Below are 18,194 nucleotides of genomic sequence, written 5' to 3' on the forward strand. Positions count from 1 at the left end.
CTTAATTTTCCGCCTGCTGGAGCTTGCTTGACTGGTCTTCTACGATTAACGCTTCAACCACTTCATCAAGCTTGCCTTCCAGGATTTGATCCAGCTTTTGAATCGTCAGGCCGATGCGGTGATCCGTCACACGGTTTTGCGGGAAATTGTATGTGCGGATACGCTCGGAACGGTCGCCTGAACCGACGGCTGATTTGCGGGTCTGATCATATTCAGCCTGAGCTTCCTGCTGGAATTTGTCATAGATTCTGGCGCGGAGCACCTTCATCGCTTTTTCTTTGTTTTTAATCTGAGATTTTTCATCCTGACAGGATACGACGACACCGGTCGGTAAATGCGTCAGGCGTACGGCCGACATCGTCGTGTTTACGCTTTGTCCGCCCGGTCCGCTTGATGCAAATGTATCGACGCGGATGTCTTTTTCGTGGATGTCCACTTCTACTTCTTCCGCTTCAGGAAGACACGCCACCGTCGCCGTGGATGTATGAATACGGCCGCCTGATTCCGTTTCCGGAACACGCTGTACGCGGTGCGCGCCATTTTCATACTTCAGCTTGGAGTATGCGCCTTTTCCCGTAATCATAAAGATGATTTCTTTGTAACCGCCCGTTCCGGTCACGTTTGCTTCCATGACTTCAGTCTTCCAGCCTTGGATTTCGGCATAACGGGAGTACATTCTGTAGAGATTTCCCGCAAACAGCGCGGCTTCTTCTCCTCCCGCTGCTCCGCGGATCTCCATGATTACGTTTTTGTCATCGTTCGGGTCTTTCGGGATGAGGAGCACTTTCAAACGCTCTGATAAGGTTTCCGTCTCTCCCTGCAGTTCGGAGATTTCTTCCTTCACCATTTCTCTCATATCGGCATCAAGCTTTTCCTCAAGCATCGCTTTCGCATCGGCAAGCTGTTCTGATGCGTCTCTGTATTGTCTATAGACTTCAACGGTTTCTTGTATATCAGATTGCTCTTTCGAATATTCTCTAAGCTTTTTCGGATCGTTGACCACTTCCGGATCACTTAAAAGCTCATTTAATTTTTCGTATCGTTGTTCAATTGACTGTAAACGGTCTAACACGGTCTTCACCTCTGTTTTCCTGTGCGTAACATTCTCATTATAGTATAGGGCTTATCGCCAGTCAAAAGCAATTCGCCTCTGTTATACTGAAGCAAAAAAGGAGGGGCGGATATGCTGAAATCCATCCACCATATAGCAATCATATGCTCTGATTATGAAAAGTCGAAAGCTTTTTACACCGAGATTCTCGGTTTCGGCATTATAAAAGAAACATACCGAAAGGATCGCGGATCTTATAAACTTGATCTGGCGCTGGACGGCGCGTACGCGATTGAATTGTTTTCCTTTCCCGATCCGCCCGAACGGCCGACCAGACCGGAAGCCGCGGGTCTCCGGCATCTCGCCTTCACCGTAAACGATCTTGAAGCAGCCGTCAGGGAGTTAAAGGAAAAGGGCGTCGGCACAGAACCGATCAGAACCGATCCGCTGACGGGGAAACGGTTTACCTTTTTCTTCGATCCCGACAAGCTTCCGCTTGAATTGTATGAAGCGTAACGTTTTTTGAAGAAATGCCGCTTTCTTTGGCGAATTCCTTCTTGTTTTGTCTAACATGAAGGGAACGCCGCCTCATGGTCGAATACCTAGCAAAAAGGAGGTATGTGATCATGAATACAAACATGGCCGCGAAAGAGCTCGGTGTCTCCGCAAAAACGGTGCAAAGGTGGGTCAAGCAGCTGAATCTTCCGGCTGAACGGAATGAGCTCGGACATTATTCCTTTACACCTGAGGATCTTGATGTGCTGAAATCGGTCAAACGGCAAATTTCTGAAGGCACTGCCCTTCTGGATGTTCAAGTGCCCCGGCAGCCGAAAAAACGGACGGGCTTCATTTTGCAGCGTCCGAAAATCAATGGCGGCGCTGAACAAAGATTGGCAGAGCTGGAGCGCAAACTGGACATTCTCACGAAAGAGAAACAAGGTGAGAACCATCTGCTTTCAAGGATAGAGGAGCTTGAACGCCAGCTGAAACAAAAGGCGGATGAAGGGGTGTCTTATCAGCTTCTTCAGCACAGACGGGAAATTGACGACCTCAATTCCGAATTGCAGACATTGGCCTCCCGCATCCAGGAACTTGCCCAGACAGCTCCCCTCTCAGAAACAGCCGCTTCTTCAGAACATAAGAAACCCAGAAAAAAAACAAGATTTTCGCCTTTTAAATTTCAATTCTAATCAAAAAAGCTCCCTGAAACAGGGAGCTTTTCATTATGCAGTCAGCGCAATGATGATCGGCAGTGAGATTAGAGATAAAATCGCACTGATTACAAACGCGGACGCAGTTTCTTCCTCTTGTTTTTCGAAACGTGTGGCAATCATCGCCGCTACCGCAGATCCAGGGAATGCAACGAGCAATACCGCTTTCGTGATCTGGTCAGCCGGAAGTCCGACTGCAAGAGCGATCAAGTACATCAGCGCAGGCTGAACGGCAACTTTTAACAAAGCGATACCGAAAGCCGGCAGACTGAGCTTAATGTTGCGGATACCGACAGTTACACCGACGGCGAAGAGCGCAACACCTGATGTTGTGCTTCCGAGCTGATCAAGCATTTTTTCTCCCAAGCCAGGGAGTGTTACACCGCAGAGTACCAGAATGATACTGATAAGCGGTGCAGCCGCAAGCGGTTCGGAAAGACCGTGAAGAATAGACTTACCAGTCATTTTCCAGAAGTTCTCGTTTTCAGTGTCTTTTTTCTTAGATGACTCACCGACAGTAGCGATAATGATCGCAAGCGGGTCAAGGATGGCGTTAACCACGATACCCGTAACGGCGATAGGAATCGCTACTTCGCTTGCTCCGAATAAGCTTCCTAGTACGGGAATACCCATAAAAGCAAATGTCGGCTGTGCAGAGTTTAAAGAAAATACAGATGAATTCGTTAAATCATACTTGAAGATAAATTTGCAAACCAACAGAATGACGATAAAGAATCCGACAATCCCAATGATCAAAGCGACCATCAAAGGAACCTGTGATAAAAACGCACTTCTTGAAGTGGTTAAAATACTTGCGATAAAATGCGCCGGAAGCGCGTACTTCGTAACTAAGGTGCTTACCCCTTTTGCTGACTTCGCGTCATAACTTCCGAAGCGACCTGCGAACCATCCCAGCACGATCACGAAAAAGATCGGCGCCAGGAGGATTAAAATATCTAAGAAGCTCAAAATGTTCTCCTCCAAATCCTTAATGTCCGTATACTTTAGCCTTTACATAAAAGCTTTCCCTCGGACTGTAAAATTAATCGTAAAAATTATTTAGCGACAACTTGCTTATATTGCGGTTTCCACATTGCATCAAGAACGGCTTGTTCTACATTTTCAGGAATGCGGTTTGCCACGCCTTCTTTAATGGCAGTTTCCGCTACGGCGATCGCAACTTTAATTGAAACTTCTTGTAAGTCGCTCATGCTCGGCAGAAGGCCTGCACCCGGTGTTTCAAAATCAACGCTTTCTGCGATTGCGTCAGCAGTTGCCGCAAACATTGCAGGAGTAATCACTTTCGCTTCTACAACGATTGAACCGAGACCAAGTCCAGGGAACGCGAATGCGTTGTTAGATTGTCCGATTTCATGAGAAACGCCATTGTACTCTACATTGTCAAACGGGCTTCCTGTCGCCACAAGCACTTTGCCGTCAGTCCATTTGAAAAGATCGCTAGGAACGGCTTCAGCAAGCGGTGTCGGGTTAGACATCGGCATGATGACCGGACGCTCAACGTGTTTTGCCATTTCTTTGACGATTTCTTCACTGAACGCGCCGCTTTGGCCTGATGTACCGATTAAGATTGTCGGTTTCGCTTGACGGATCACTTCAATGAAAGGAATTTGTCCATTTTCATCGCGTTTCCAATCTTTAATTTCTTCAGCTGTGCGCAGGTACGGCTCTTGGAAATCAAGGATGTTTTCCATACCTTCTATTAACAAGCCTCTGTAGTCCATTGTGTAGAACGCTTTGTTGGCTTCTTCTTCAGAAAGACCGGCAAGCACCATAGTGTCTCGGATTTGGTCAGCGATTCCGATTCCGGCAGATCCCGCACCGAAGACAACCACACGCTGGTCTTTAATAGACGCGCCTGTTTTCTTCATAGCCGCAAGCACACCTGCAAGCGTAATCGCACCTGTTCCTTGAATGTCATCGTTGAATGTAAGAATTTCATGGTTGTATTTCTTCATGATATTGCGCGCGTTTTTGTTTCCAAGGTCTTCCCAGTGAAGAAGAGCTTTAGGGAAATATTTAAGCGCAGCTTTTACATAAGCGTCAACGAAAGCTTCGTAACGTTCGCCTTGGATACGTTCATGGCGGTTACCGATGTATAAAGGATCGTTCAGAAGTTTTTCATTGTTCGTACCGACGTCAAGAACGACAGGAATGACGCGGCTTGGGTCAATACCGGCAGCAGCTGTGTATACCGCTAATTTACCGATGGCGATGTTGATACCGCCTACACCCCAGTCACCGATTCCGAGGATGCTTTCTGAGTCTGTCGCAACGATCAGATCAATATCTCCGGCAGTGGCATGAAGGTTTTCAAATGCCTCTTCAATTCCTTCCACGTTGTCGATAGAAAGGTAAATCCCTTGAGGTCTTCTGTACTCATGGCTGTATTCTTGAATCGCTTCACCGACAGTCGGTGTGTAAACAACCGGCAGCATTTCACGAAGATGGTTTTGAAGCAATTTAAAGAAAAGAACTTCGTTACGGTTTTGCAAATCATTCAAATATACGTTTTGGCGAAGGCGGTCCGGCTGAGCTTGAAACTGCTCGTATGCGCGTTTTGCCTGCTCATCAAGAGACAGAATTGTCGGAGGAAGCAGCCCGTCTAATCCAAGGCTTTTTCTTTCTTCTGCTGAAAACGCAACACCTTTATTTAAAGTAGGGATAGATAGAACTTCTTTTCCTCTTAAAGTAGTTTCTAAGTTGCCTTCCTTCGTTACTTTAATATTATTCAAGAAAATCTCCTTCTTTCTTCAAATAGTTAACAAAGTTAAGTAATTACCCGTTTTGGCTAGTGTGATCGCGATCTGCTATATCTTTTTTTGACAATTATTCGAACAATGTCTCATAACTATTTACATTACTTAGTCATTTTATGCCTGTAAAAATGAAAATTCAAGAGATGAAAATTACTTAATTTTTTCATACTCTTTTTTAAGTTATTTAACTACAATTTTTGAAAAAACGTCAAAAAAACACCGGATTTTTTACCGATGTTTTCATGAAAAGGGTTATTTATCAGTCTGTTTTTTCGGCACTTCGTGATGATGTCTGCATCTCGCTTCGTATGACTCCGACGCGCCGACTAAAATGACCGGATCATCATAAGAAGCGGGCTTCCCGTCAATCAACCGCTGCGTACGGCTTGCCGGCGACCCGCAAACGGAGCAGACCGCCTGCAGCTTCGTCACCGATTCGGCAACCGCCATCAGATTCGGCACCACGCCGAACGGCTCTCCCCGGAAATCCATATCAAGTCCGGCCGCGATGACACGATAGCCTTTATCCGCAAGCGAGGATAAGTCGCCGATGATAGATTCGCCGAAAAACTGCACTTCATCTACCGCGATGACGTCCGTGCTTTCACTGATATGATCCCATATTTCAGCCGAAGACGAGATGACGTGGCTTGTCATGGATGTGCCGTTGTGAGAAACGACGGCCTCCTCGCTGTAGCGATTATCAATAGCAGGTTTGAACACCTTGACCTCCTGCTTCGCATATGTCGCTCTTTTCACTCTGCGGATCAGCTCTTCTGATTTCCCAGAGAACATGCTGCCGCATATCAGCTCAAGCCATCCGCTTTGCTTCATTATGTACATAGGCTATCCGCTCCCCTTTTTTTCCTGTTTATGAACATAAAAAACAGGCAAGAAGCAATTCTTGCCTGCCTGTAAAATCTATTATTACTTAAGACCGTATTTTTTGTTAAAGCGATCAACACGACCATCAGCAGAAGCGAATTTTTGACGTCCAGTGTAGAATGGGTGGCATTCAGAGCAAATCTCAACGCGTACCTCTTCTTTTACTGAGCCTGTTTCAAATTCATTTCCGCAAGCGCATTTAACTGTTGCTTTTTTGAAATTAGGATGAATTCCTGCTTTCATTGTATCCATCTCCTTCCGCCCTGAATCCCGTGTGGAAACAGAGTTATTATTCCGGAGTAATCCGGAACGCATATGAGAGAATTATATCAGTCATTTACTGCATTTGCAAATACATTTTTTATCAGCGGCGGGCTGATGATGAAAGGTTTGCCTGCTTCCATTCTTGGTTGATCAGATCGAAGAATTCCTGATTCGTTTTTGTTTTTTTCATTTTTCTCATAAACTTCTCTGCGAAGTCCGGAGAATCAGACATCGATTTGCGGATCGCCCATAGACGGTCAAGATGCTCTTTCGGCACGAGCAGCTCTTCCTTCCGTGTGCCGGAGCGGCGGATATCGATCGCCGGGAAAATCCGTCTTTCCGCAAGAGAACGGTCAAGGTGAAGCTCCATGTTGCCCGTTCCTTTAAACTCTTCATAGATGACGTCATCCATCCGGGAGCCCGTGTCTACGAGCGCCGTCGCCAAAATGGTCAGGCTGCCGCCCTCTTCAATGTTTCGCGCGGCACCGAAAAAGCGCTTCGGACGATGGAACGCAGCCGGGTCAATCCCGCCGGAAAGCGTACGTCCGCTTGGCGGGATAACGAGGTTGTAGGCCCGTGCCAGGCGGGTAATGCTGTCCATCAGAATGATAACGTCTTTTTTGTGTTCAACGAGACGCATCGCCCGTTCAAGCACAAGCTCCGCTACCTTAATGTGATTTTCCGGCACTTCATCGAACGTCGAGCTGACGACATCGCCCGCTACGGAACGTTCAATATCCGTTACTTCTTCCGGTCTTTCATCAATTAAGAGAACGATCAATTCAGCGTCAGGCTGATTTGTCGTAATGCTGTTAGCGATTTCTTTCAACAGCATGGTTTTACCGGCTTTCGGCGGCGCCACGATCAGACCGCGCTGGCCGAAACCGACGGGAGCCATCATATCGAGAATTCTTGTTGAGAGATAATTCGGTTTCGTCTCAAGCACCATTTGGCGGTCCGGATAAAGCGGAGTCAGCGCGGGAAAATGAACGCGCTCTTTCGCAGATTCCGGATCATCTCCATTTACCGCTTCAACGTGCAAAAGTCCGTAATAGCGTTCGTTTTCTTTCGGCGGCCGCACCTTGCCGGATACTTTGTCACCGTTTCTTAAATCAAAGCGGCGGATCTGGGAAGCAGAAATGTAGATGTCTTCTGAGCTTGGCGAGTAATTAATCGGTCTGAGGAAGCCGAATCCTTCCGATTGGATGATTTCGAGCACGCCTTCCATAAACAGAAGATCCTCCTGCTCGGCGTTGGCTTTCAGAATGGCAAAGATTAATTCTTTTTTAGTCAGTTTGCTGTAGTAGGAGATTTTATAATGTCTGGCCAGTTCATATAGTTCTTTTAATTTCATATTTTCCAAAGAGGAAATAGATACGTCTTTCATAAAAACACCACGCTTTTCATAGTCAATGTATTGCTGTTTTCATTAAATCGGCTGCTTCGCATGATTCCGCCAAAGCACATTCTTTTATAAAACGTTCAGGAACTTCTATCGGTAACACTTCCACCCATGATCGGCGCTTTTTTAAAAAAGGAATGTCTTAATGAGTTTTGAAGGAAGCGAGGACAAAAACTTGAGAAGATCAATATTTATATCGTCTGTATGCGGTAGAATTTGAAAATTTCCCAGTACTCAAAAGAAGGAATGACACAGAAAAATCGCAGCACTCTTTATTTTTACCTCATTTCAAAAAATTATTCAACTTAAATAATGCTTTGACATATAAATGATAGGGTTGACTCTTTATTGCAAAAGAAAAGCGGGACTTTCCGTCCCGCTTTTCTCTATTTATGGCCGGATCACAAGATTTGGTTTTTTCTTCAGGCTGTGTCTTCCGTCAACGAATCGGACCGTTCCTGATTTCGCCCGGATGACCAGACTTTCAGTCGTACCGACGGAGCCTTTGAACTGAACGCCTTTCAGCAGCTCTCCGTCCGTGACGCCCGTTGCGGCAAAAATGGCGTCATCCCCTCTCACAAGGTCCTCCATCCGGAGCACTTTGGATACATCAAGGCCCATTCGCTCACAGCGGGCCTGCTCTTCCGCACTTTGCGGCAGAAGCCTGCCGATGATTTCGCCGCCGAGCGCTTTTAACGCAACGGCAGACAGCACGCCTTCAGGAGCCCCGCCTGAACCGAAGAGAATGTCTACTCCCGTATGGTCAAAGGCCGTATTGATGGCGCCCGCGACATCACCGTCGTTGATCAGTTTGATTCTGGCGCCCGCCTCACGCAATTCAGAGATGATTTTTTCATGTCTGTCACGATTTAAAATGGTTGCCACGACATCTTCAATGTCTTTGTTTTTCGCTTTCGCAACGGCTTTTAAGTTATCAATGACAGGCGCTTCGATATCGATGCAGCCTACCGCTTCGGGACCGACCGCGATTTTTTCCATATACATATCCGGGGCGTTCAGCAGTGTTCCATGGTCGGCGACCGCGATCACCGTCAGCGCATTCCAGCCGCCGCTCGCTACGATGTTTGTGCCTTCAAGAGGATCGACGGCGACATCGACGCGCGGGCCGTATCCGTTTCCGAGCTTTTCGCCGATGTAAAGCATCGGCGCTTCATCCATCTCGCCTTCCCCGATCACGACCGTGCCTTTCATCGGCACCGTGTCAAACACGTCACGCATTGCGCTTGTCGCCGCATCATCAGCTTCATCTTTTTTCCCGCGGCCCATCCATCTGGCAGATGCTAAAGCCGCCGCTTCAGTGACTCGAACCAATTCCATCGATAAGCTTCTTTCCATTTCAACACGATCTCCTCTCAAAAGTCCGCATTTCTATGAATTTTGGAGCTGTTCTATCTCTTCGTCCGTCAGCCTTTGCCGCCAGATTGTGGCGCCCAGGCCTTCGAGTTTTTTCTCAAGATTGCTGTAGCCGCGGTCTAAATGCTCGAGACCGGTAATTTCGGTTACGCCGTCAGCCATGAGCCCGGCGACGACCAGACAAGCGCCTGCACGCAGATCGCTCGCCTTTACTTTTGCGCCCTGAAGCTCGGCCGGACCGGTGATAATGGCCGACCTGCCTTCCACTTTCATGTTGGCCCCCATCCGTCTCAGCTCATCTATATGTTTAAATCGGGCCGAGTAGATGGTGTCGGTTACGACGCTCGTGCCGCTGGCTCTCGTTAACAGAGATGTCATCGGCTGCTGAAGATCAGTCGGAAATCCCGGGTAAACAAGCGTTTTTACGTCGACCGGTTTTATCTGCTTCTGCCCGCCGAGCATAAGAAGCTGATCGTCACTCGTCTCAATGTGAAAACCCATTTCCCTGAGCTTCGCCGTTAAAGACTCCAGGTGAGTCGGTATGACATTATCAATAATGACTTCTTTCCCCATCGCGGCGCCGGCGATCATAAAGGTGCCCGCCTCAATTCTGTCCGGAATGATCGTATGCCTGCATCCGTGCAGCTCTTTTACGCCGTCGATTCTGATTACATTGGTTCCCGCGCCTTTGATCTTTGCGCCCATGCTGGTGAGCAATGTGGCAACATCAATAATCTCAGGTTCCTTGGCGGCGTTTTCTATCACGGTTTTACCTTCAGCCAGTACAGCGGCAAGCATGATATTGATCGTCGCTCCGACGCTGACGACATCTAAATAAATCCGTGCGCCTCTCAGCCTTTCGGCGCGCAGATAAATCGCGCCTTGTTCATTGGTGACTTCCGCCCCAAGCGCTTCAAACCCTTTGATGTGCTGGTCAATCGGCCGCGGCCCGAGATGGCACCCGCCCGGCAGTCCGATGACCGCCTGTTTGAAGCGGCCCAGCATCGCGCCCATTAAGTAATAGGAAGCGCGGAGTTTTTTCACTTTGCCGTTGGGAAGCGGCATGCTGATCATCGGGGAAGGGTCGACGACCATTTCTCCTTTTTCAAAATGGACGTTTCCGCCGATTTCTTTCAGCAGGTCACGCAGCGTTTCAATATCTGAGATCTCCGGAAGCCCTTCGATCGTTACTTCGGAATTTGCCAGAATGGTTGCGGGTATCAATGCGACGGCGCTGTTTTTCGCACCGCTGATATGTACGGTTCCGTTTAACGGATCGCCGCCGGCAATATTCAACTTTTCCATGATAGTCTCCTTCCATAAGAAGATAGCTGCGGAGCCCTAAATAAAATGGCATTTTATTCTGTCTCTGCAAATAAAGCTCTTGTCCAAAATGTAGCCAATTCGAAGAGAAAGAATACAAGGACATTATAAAATAACAGGAAGAAAATAGCGAAGCTTTGCGGGGCATTTTTAACACAGGATGCACAGAGGCCCGCCGGGTTCACATTCCGGGGGAAACACACTCTTCACTTTGATACTGAAGGCCCGCTGCCAAACAGGAAAACATAAGGGTGCGGCAAACGGATGGAACCGGTTTGCCGCCCTATTTATCTTTATTTATTCCAGTCTGCCAAGAATTGCTCGATGCCTTTATCCGTTAACGGATGTTTCGCCAGCTGGTGAATGACTTTCAGCGGCATCGTACCGATATGCGCACCGCGTAAAGCGGCTTCAGTCACGTGCTGCGCATGACGGATGGAAGCTGCGATGATTTGTGTATCAATATCATGAATGTCAAAAATCTGTCTTATTTCTGAAATCAGTTCAAGACCGTTATGGCCGATGTCATCCAGACGGCCTAAGAACGGAGATACATAAGTCGCTCCGGCTCTTGCCGCCAAAAGCGCCTGGTTGGCGCTGAAGATGAGCGTTACGTTTGTTTTAATGTTCAGGTCGCTCAGCGCTTTTACGGCTTTTAACCCTTCAGACGTCATCGGGATTTTCACCGTGATATTCGGTGCGATTTTCGCAAGTTCTTTACCTTCTTCAATCATCTCTTCAGCATTCAGGGAAATGACTTCCGCGCTTACTGATCCGCTCACGACTTCCGTAATCTCACGAAGTCTGTCATGGAAAGACACGTCAGCTTCTTTCGCCACTAAACTAGGGTTTGTCGTAACTCCGGCAAGAACGCCAAGTTCATAAGCTTCTTTAATCTCGTCAATGTTTGCTGTATCAATGAAAAATAACATAAGGAAAGCCTCCCCAGTAATAAATTTTCAGAACTGTAAAACATGATTGCGCTTTCTAAAGGTAAGACATAAAACCGCCTGTCAATGCTGTCAGGCGGTTTATGGATGTTACATTGGATTAAGCTTGGTTTGAAGAACCGAACTCACGCATTTTGCCGATAACCGTTTCTTTGATCGCTTCACGAGCAGGTCCAAGATATTTACGAGGATCGTATTCGTTCGGCTTAGCTGCCAATGTTTCGCGGACAGCTTTTGCAGAAGAAATTTGGTTTTCAGTGTTTACGTTGATTTTAGCCGTACCAAGTGAGATTGATTTTTTAATGTCGGCAGTCGGAATTCCTGTACCGCCGTGAAGTACTAACGGAAGGCCGGTTGATTTGCCGATATCTTCCATTTCTTTGAAACCGAGGTTCGGTTCGCCTTTGTAAGGGCCGTGAACAGAACCCAGTGCAGGTGCAAGGCAGTCGATGCCAGTGCGCTCTACAAGTTCTTGACACTCTTTAGGGTCAGCATAGATTACGCCTTCAGCGATCACGTCATCTTCCTGTCCGCCTACAGTTCCAAGCTCAGCTTCAACTGAAACGCCGTGGAAATGAGCAAGCTCAACCACTTTAGCTGTAGTTGCTACGTTTTCCTCAAACGGGTGGTGAGATGCGTCGATCATTACAGAAGTGAAACCTGCATGAATCGCTTTCGCACAAGATTCAAAGCTTGAACCGTGGTCTAAGTGAATGGCGACAGGAACTGTCACTTTGTATTCTTCCATAAGAGCTTTAACCATGGCAACCACTGTTTTGAAGCCGCCCATGTAGCGTCCCGCGCCTTCTGAAACACCAAGAATAACCGGGGATTTTTCCTCTTCTGCTGCTTGTAAAATAGCTTGAGTGAACTCAAGGTTATTTAAGTTAAATTGTCCAACAGCATATCCTTTTTCTTTAGCTGTATTCAACATTTCCGTCATTGAAACTAAAGGCATGTCGAAAGTCCTCCTTATGTAGCCTGATTTGCTTCTTCTCGAAAAAAGCTTTCCACCTATAGCATGACCATAAAAACCTGTCATATGTAAAACAACAGATCGCTTTTTCTCCATCTCTAGGATACCAACTTTTCGACAAATCGGCAACACAATGACATAATTGTTTCTAATTTTATTAATTCGATTTTAGAGGTAAATATTTTTTCACCGCGTCTCTGATCTCATCAATGTCAAAAGGTTTCGCAAAATGGGTCAGCGCTCCGAGCTCTTTTGATTCCTTAATCATATCGAGTTCTCCGTAAGCGGTCATGATAATGACGCGGATGGATTCGTCAATCATCTTCATGCGCTTGAGAATTTCGATTCCGTCCATGCCGGGGATTTTCATATCTAAAAGCACGAGATCGGGCCGTTCTTTCGTTACGATGTCCAGCGCCTGTATGCCGTTGGCGGCCTGAAACGTCTGGTACCCTTCTTTATGAAACACTTCATTGAGCAATATGCGTATACCGTATTGGTCATCTACGATTAAAATCTTTTCATTCATCATTTTACACCCCAATATTATCATTTTCGTCAAAAGGAAGCAGTTGTTTATGTATTCTGTTTGATTTTCACATTTCCTTTAATTATAATAGTCTACTTTCCGACATTTTCTGAGCATTTTCTCTTTTGTTGTATACTGTTCTTGTATGTGTAAAGGAGGTTTCACTCATGTTAAAGATATTTACGACACAGCTTGCAGGCATTTTTTCCCGCATTCAGGATAAGGAATCCGAAGCAATAGAAGACGGCGCGCGCCTGCTGGCGCAGGCAGCCGTCAGCGGTCATACCATTTATTTATACGGCGCAAATGAGATGCAGGGCATTTTGTGCGAGGCGGAACTCGGCTCAGAACCGATGCCTTCCGTCAAAGCGTTTCCGGATACAGCTGATTCGATTACAGAAAGCGACAGGGTGCTGATGTTTTGTTCAGGTCCGGGCACGGCTGAAGAACAGGCGCTGGCTCAAAAGCTTTATGAAAAAGGGATCGGCCTCGTTGGCGTATCTCCTGTCATCAAAGATCAAACCGGGATTGAGGAATTTTGTGATGTTCATATTGACAGCAAATTAAAAATGCCGCTTCTGCCTGATGAAGACGGGACAAGATACGGCTTTCCTTCATTAATGACAGGCCTGTATGTCTATCACGCACTGTCCTTTACATTAAAGGAAATGATGCAGGAATATACCTGATGCAGAAAAAAGACTTGCCGCTTTTAAAGGAGGCAAGTCTTTTTTTATTACTTCTGTTCTGCAGCTTGTACGGAAGCGCCGATAAAGTCTTTGAATAAAGGCTGAGGTCTTGTCGGTCTTGATTTGAACTCAGGGTGGAACTGGCAAGCGACATACCAAGGATGGTCTTTCAGCTCGATGATTTCCACAAGACGGCCGTCAGGGCTTGTGCCTGAGAACACAAAACCGTTCTCTTCCATTTGCTGTCTGTATTCGTTGTTGAATTCATAACGGTGGCGGTGGCGTTCGTATACCACTTCAACCGCATACGCTTCGAAGGCTTTCGTGTCTTCCTGAAGCTTACAAGGGTACAGTCCGAGACGAAGCGTTCCTCCAAGATCCTCGACATCTTTTTGTTCTGGCAGAAGGTCGATGATCGGATAAGGAGTGGACGGATCGATCTCCGCAGAGTGAGCCCCTTCCAGACCTAATACGTTTCGCGCATATTCAATGGATGCAATCTGCATACCGAGGCAGATGCCGAAGAACGGAATTTTATTCTCACGCGCATACTTGGCGGCGATGATTTTCCCTTCTACGCCGCGGTCTCCGAAACCGCCGGGCACGATGATTCCGTCTGTGCCGCCAGTCAGCTCTTGAATATTGCTTTCTGTCACTTGTTCGGCGTTAATCCATTTGATCTTCACATCAGCGTCAAACGCATAGCCGGCGTGGCGCAGTGATTCAACGACTGAAATGTAAGCGTCCTGAAGCTCGACGTATTTACCGACGAGGCTGATTGTAATGGTTTTAGACAAGTTTTTCACTTTCGTGACAAGGTCTTTCCATTCCGTCATATCCGGGTCTTTGCATTCTAATTTCATATGATCGCAGACAAGCTTATCGAGTCCCTGCTCCTGAAGGTTAAGCGGGATGGAGTAAAGGTTGTCCGCATCTTCGCACTCGATGACCGCTTTCGTGTCAATATCGCAGAAGAGCGCGATTTTATCTTTCATATCTTGAGAAATCGGCATTTCCGTGCGCACGACGATGATATTAGGCTGAATACCGAGGCTTCTCAGCTCTTTTACGCTGTGCTGCGTCGGTTTTGTTTTCAGCTCGCCCGCCGCTTTGATGTACGGAACAAGCGTACAGTGAATGTACATCACGTTTTCATGGCCGATGTCGCTTTTCATTTGACGGATGGCTTCAAGGAACGGAAGGGATTCGATGTCTCCCACTGTTCCGCCGATCTCAGTAATGACTACATCTGCGTTTGTTTCTTTGCCTGCACGGTACACGCGGTCTTTCAGTTCATTTGTGATGTGCGGAATGACCTGAACCGTTCCGCCGAGGTAGTCCCCGCGGCGCTCTTTTTTCAATACGGCAGAATAGATTTTACCGGTCGTCACATTGCTGAATCTGTTCAGATTAATGTCAATGAAACGCTCATAATGCCCTAAGTCAAGGTCAGTCTCGGCGCCGTCATCGGTAACGAATACCTCACCGTGCTGGTACGGGCTCATCGTTCCCGGGTCAACGTTGATATAAGGGTCAAATTTTTGGATAGTGACGCTCATGCCTCTGTTTTTCAAAAGGCGGCCAAGTGATGCAGCCACAATTCCTTTTCCGAGTGATGATACAACTCCCCCGGTTACAAAAATATATTTCGTCATTTCGTTTGCTCCTCTCTTCGGTCTGCGCTACATTCCTTAAAATGTGCCGTTTTATAGAAAATCATTTCACTAAAAACAAATGATGTGTAAAAGAATTTGGGAGATGAAAATAAGAAAGCTCCCTTTCAATTTCTTGAAAGGGAGCGTAGCACTCTTATGAATTCTCTTCTTTTTGAAGAGCCCAAAATACATACTACATAGTTCGACAATGAAAGTCAAGATCGTTTTGCTGATATAAAATCAGTCTTTGCGATCCTCTTCCTCATCATCATAATCTTCCTCATCTTCTTCAATCATCTCGTCTTCGATCTCAAGCTCGTCGTCATCTTCTTCATCGACATCTTCGTCGTCAAAGCTGTCTGCGTCAAGGTCAATATCTTCTTCCATTTCATCGAGATCGATGTCATCTTCATCAACTTCCTCGAATTCATCAAGGTCGAGATCTTCCTCAACGACTTTTTTCGCTTTTTTCTTTTTCGCTTTTACAGTCGGCTGTGTTTCTTCGTCCAGCTGATCGTACGGATACCAGCTGCGAAGCCCCCATGTCTGGTCTGACAGAGCAATAAAGCGGCCGTCAATGTTCAGGTCTGTATAAAATTGGGCGATACGGTCGCCCAGTTCCTCTTTCGTAACACCGAGCAAGGAGATCATTTCATTCAGCAGCTCCTGGAACGGAACCGGTTTTTTATGTTCTGAGAAAATTTCGTGAGCGATTTCAACTAAAGCCATCTGCTTCAGCTGTTCCTGAGAATATTGTTTGATACTCAAGGTCGGACACTCCCTTTCTATTACTTATATGTATCTGTTTCTATCCTATAATAAGAACGAATTTGTATTGTTTTGTTCATAAACCATACCTCTCATTATAAACAAATTAAAACAGAATATGCTACCCTTAACAGCGTAATTTAAGAAATTTTAGAGCCGTCCCTTCATAAATCGGCTGATGTGCGAAAACAAAGCCGCCGGCATATGCGCCGGCGGCCCGCTTCTTTCTATAAAGACTCTTGTTTTTCAGCGCCGAATACAGACATGGCGAGCAATTCACTGACATCATAAGTGCCGATCGCGTCTTCGGCTTCTTTCGCTTTCGTACCGTCACCGAGCATAGTCAGACAGTAAGGACATCCGGAGCTGATGATCGTCGGACTGACAGAAAGCGCCTGCTCAGTCCGGGCCGTGTTGATTCTCGCTCCCGTTTCTTCTTCCATCCACATGAGCCCTCCCCCGGCGCCGCAGCACATCCCGTTTTCGCGGCTGCGCTCCATTTCCTTCAATTGAACGCCCGGAATGGCTTTTAAGATCGCTCTCGGCGGCTCATACACTTCATTGTACCTTCCTAAATAGCACGAGTCATGGAAGGTAATCGTTTCATTCACCGGGTGAAGCGGTTTTAGTTTTCCCTGTGACACAAGCTCGGCTAATAATTCAGTATGATGATAGACTTCGGCCCGGAATCCGAAATCAGGATATTCATTTTTGAACATATTAAAGGCGTGCGGATCAATCGTGACGATTTTTTTGATTCCGTGTTTTTCAAATTCGCCGATGTTGTGTTCCGCCAGCTCTTGGAACAGAAACTCGTTGCCCAAACGGCGCGGCGTATCGCCTGAGTTTTTTTCCTTATTGCCGAGAATCGCAAAGGATACGCCCGCTTCATTAAGCAGCTTTGCAAATGAGACGGCAATCTTTTGGCTCCTGTTGTCGTAGGAACCCATTGAGCCGACCCAAAACAAATAGTCGAACTCTTTGTCTTGTTTTTTCATTTCTTTCACTGTCGGAATCTCTGTATCGGCCTGCTCCCGCCAGTTCTCCCGCTCTTTCCGGTTTAAGCCCCACGGGTTTCCCTGTCTTTCAATGCTTGTCATGGCCCGCTGCGCGTCGCTGTCCATCTTCCCTTCCGTAAGCACAAGATAGCGGCGCAGATCGATAATTTTATCAACGTGTTCATTCATGACCGGACATTGATCTTCACAGTTGCGGCAAGTGGTGCACGCCCAAATCTCCTCTTCCGTGATGACCTCGCCGATTAAGCTCGGGTTGTAATCAATGGCTGCGGCCGCTTCACGCGATCCTCCCCCTGAGGAAGCCGCGGCGAGCTGATTCGCCTTCGTGTGCTGAAAAACGGGCGCGGGCACCCACGGAGATTTTGACGTCACGGCAGCGCCTTTTTCCGTCAAATGGTCTCTGAGCTTTAAAATGAGGTCCATCGGCGAGAGCATCTTGCCCGTACCGGAGGCCGGACACATATTTGTACAGCGGCCGCATTCGACGCAGGCGTAAAGGTCGACAAGCTGAGAACGGCGGAAGTCTTCAATCTTTCCGACGCCGTAGCTTTCTTTCGTCTCATCGGTGAAATCGATTTTTTCCAGCTTTCCTTTTGAATCAAGCCTGCTGAGGAACACATTCGCCGGACCCGCAATTAAGTGCGCATGCTTTGATTGCGGCACGTACACTAAAAAGCTGAGCAAAAACAACAGATGAAGCCACCATGAAACATAAAACACGGCGGCGGCCGCCGGCGCTGAAAGACCGCCGAGCACAAACGCAATGGAGGAAGCGATCGGTTCCGTCCAAGACAGAGAATGATCGTGCCATAAAAGGTTCATGGCGTTCCCGAGAAGCACCGTCACCATCAGTCCGCCGATAAACAGCAGGACAAGCCCCGCTTTAAACCCGCGTTTCAGTCTGACGAGTTTTTCAATGTAGCGCCGGTAAAACGCCCAGACTACGGCGATTAAAATCAGAAACGTGACGATTTCCTGAAAAAAGGTAAACGCCGGATAAAGCGGACCGAGCGGCAGATGACGGTCAGGTAGCAACCCTTTCAGAATAAAATCAATTGCGCCGAACTGAACGAGTATAAAACCGTAAAAAAACAGAACGTGGATGATTCCGCTCTTTTTATCTTTCAGCAATTTTTTCTGTCCGAACACATTCACCCATATCTTCTGAAGACGTTCTTTCAGGCGTTTATCAAATTCTTCCCTTTGGCCGAGCTTAATATAAGCGATCCTCGTTCTGATCAGGTAAACGAATAAATAAACGGCGTAAGCGGTTACAGCTGAAAACAGCAGCGCGTTTACCATGAGAAATGCGTTCATCTTG

Annotated in this window: 17 protein-coding genes and 1 pseudogene; 3 read left to right on the forward strand and 15 right to left on the reverse strand. The window is 47.0% G+C overall.

Features of this window, described 5'->3' with window-relative positions; all coding sequences use genetic code 11:
- Position 1 precedes the first annotated feature (1 nt).
- Entirely contained in the window at positions 2-1,072 is a 1,071-nt protein-coding gene (gene prfA / locus AR442_RS16050) for a peptide chain release factor 1 (RefSeq protein WP_003151139.1), read from the reverse strand.
- A 111-nt stretch (positions 1,073-1,183) separates the two neighbouring features.
- On the opposite strand from prfA, the gene gloA2 reads away from it, so the two are divergent.
- Positions 1,184-1,567 carry an SMU1112c/YaeR family gloxylase I-like metalloprotein gene (gloA2, locus tag AR442_RS16055; protein ID WP_007614387.1) on the forward strand — a complete coding sequence of 128 codons (384 nt, stop codon included), beginning with the start codon at positions 1,184-1,186 and terminating at the stop codon, positions 1,565-1,567.
- A gap of 110 nt (positions 1,568-1,677) precedes the next feature.
- Positions 1,678-2,241, forward strand: a complete 564-nt coding sequence (gene racA, locus AR442_RS16060) for a chromosome-anchoring protein RacA (RefSeq protein WP_021494805.1) — start codon at positions 1,678-1,680, stop codon at positions 2,239-2,241.
- A 33-nt stretch (positions 2,242-2,274) separates the two neighbouring features.
- Here racA and AR442_RS16065 read toward each other — a convergent pair whose 3' ends face one another.
- The 11 genes and pseudogenes from AR442_RS16065 to spo0F form a co-directional block, all read right to left on the reverse strand.
- Complete coding sequence (locus AR442_RS16065) at positions 2,275-3,231, reverse strand: AEC family transporter (RefSeq protein WP_007407608.1); 957 nt, start codon at positions 3,229-3,231, stop codon at positions 2,275-2,277.
- Positions 3,232-3,317: 86 nt separating this feature from the next.
- Entirely contained in the window at positions 3,318-5,015 is a 1,698-nt protein-coding gene (gene malS, locus AR442_RS16070; RefSeq protein WP_007407609.1) for an oxaloacetate-decarboxylating malate dehydrogenase, read from the reverse strand.
- A gap of 276 nt (positions 5,016-5,291) precedes the next feature.
- On the reverse strand, positions 5,292-5,882 hold the full coding sequence (locus AR442_RS16075; RefSeq protein ID WP_038464350.1) for a thymidine kinase: 591 nt from the start codon (positions 5,880-5,882) through the stop codon (positions 5,292-5,294).
- Positions 5,883-5,966: 84 nt separating this feature from the next.
- Complete coding sequence (rpmE, locus tag AR442_RS16080; RefSeq protein ID WP_003151132.1) at positions 5,967-6,167, reverse strand: 50S ribosomal protein L31; 201 nt, start codon at positions 6,165-6,167, stop codon at positions 5,967-5,969.
- 121 nt (positions 6,168-6,288) lie between these two features.
- Complete coding sequence (gene rho, locus AR442_RS16085; RefSeq protein WP_003151107.1) at positions 6,289-7,575, reverse strand: transcription termination factor Rho; 1,287 nt, start codon at positions 7,573-7,575, stop codon at positions 6,289-6,291.
- A 22-nt stretch (positions 7,576-7,597) separates the two neighbouring features.
- A pseudogene (locus AR442_RS21120) lies at positions 7,598-7,779 on the reverse strand (hypothetical protein).
- Positions 7,780-7,980: 201 nt separating this feature from the next.
- Positions 7,981-8,946: a class II fructose-bisphosphatase gene (gene glpX / locus AR442_RS16090; RefSeq protein WP_003151105.1), complete on the reverse strand. Its 966-nt coding sequence runs from the start codon at positions 8,944-8,946 to the stop codon at positions 7,981-7,983.
- Between the two features lie 33 nt (positions 8,947-8,979).
- Positions 8,980-10,269, reverse strand: coding sequence for a UDP-N-acetylglucosamine 1-carboxyvinyltransferase (locus AR442_RS16095; protein WP_007407612.1), 1,290 nt, complete (start codon positions 10,267-10,269; stop codon positions 8,980-8,982).
- A gap of 311 nt (positions 10,270-10,580) precedes the next feature.
- Positions 10,581-11,219: a fructose-6-phosphate aldolase gene (gene fsa / locus AR442_RS16100; RefSeq protein ID WP_007407613.1), complete on the reverse strand. Its 639-nt coding sequence runs from the start codon at positions 11,217-11,219 to the stop codon at positions 10,581-10,583.
- A gap of 118 nt (positions 11,220-11,337) precedes the next feature.
- The gene (locus AR442_RS16105; protein ID WP_003151102.1) at positions 11,338-12,195 is read right to left on the reverse strand and encodes a class II fructose-bisphosphate aldolase; all 858 of its coding nucleotides are present in this window, start codon (positions 12,193-12,195) and stop codon (positions 11,338-11,340) included.
- A gap of 175 nt (positions 12,196-12,370) precedes the next feature.
- Positions 12,371-12,745: a sporulation initiation phosphotransferase Spo0F gene (gene spo0F / locus AR442_RS16110; RefSeq protein WP_012118670.1), complete on the reverse strand. Its 375-nt coding sequence runs from the start codon at positions 12,743-12,745 to the stop codon at positions 12,371-12,373.
- A 164-nt stretch (positions 12,746-12,909) separates the two neighbouring features.
- Between spo0F and AR442_RS16115 the strand changes: the two genes are divergently transcribed.
- On the forward strand, positions 12,910-13,431 hold the full coding sequence (locus tag AR442_RS16115) for a DUF2529 domain-containing protein (RefSeq protein WP_014419112.1): 522 nt from the start codon (positions 12,910-12,912) through the stop codon (positions 13,429-13,431).
- Between the two features lie 47 nt (positions 13,432-13,478).
- Here AR442_RS16115 and pyrG read toward each other — a convergent pair whose 3' ends face one another.
- The 3 genes from pyrG to AR442_RS16130 form a co-directional block, all read right to left on the reverse strand.
- The gene (gene pyrG, locus AR442_RS16120; RefSeq protein WP_053285341.1) at positions 13,479-15,086 is read right to left on the reverse strand and encodes a glutamine hydrolyzing CTP synthase; all 1,608 of its coding nucleotides are present in this window, start codon (positions 15,084-15,086) and stop codon (positions 13,479-13,481) included.
- Positions 15,087-15,326: 240 nt separating this feature from the next.
- Positions 15,327-15,854 (reverse strand): DNA-directed RNA polymerase subunit delta, encoded by a 528-nt coding sequence (gene rpoE / locus AR442_RS16125; RefSeq protein WP_014419114.1) that lies wholly within the window; start codon positions 15,852-15,854, stop codon positions 15,327-15,329.
- 227 nt (positions 15,855-16,081) lie between these two features.
- On the reverse strand, positions 16,082-18,190 hold the full coding sequence (locus AR442_RS16130; protein ID WP_014419115.1) for a (Fe-S)-binding protein: 2,109 nt from the start codon (positions 18,188-18,190) through the stop codon (positions 16,082-16,084).
- Between the last annotated feature and the right edge of the window lie 4 nt (positions 18,191-18,194).

The sequence above is a fragment of the Bacillus velezensis genome (assembly GCF_001461825.1).
GTDB lineage: Bacteria > Bacillota > Bacilli > Bacillales > Bacillaceae > Bacillus > Bacillus velezensis.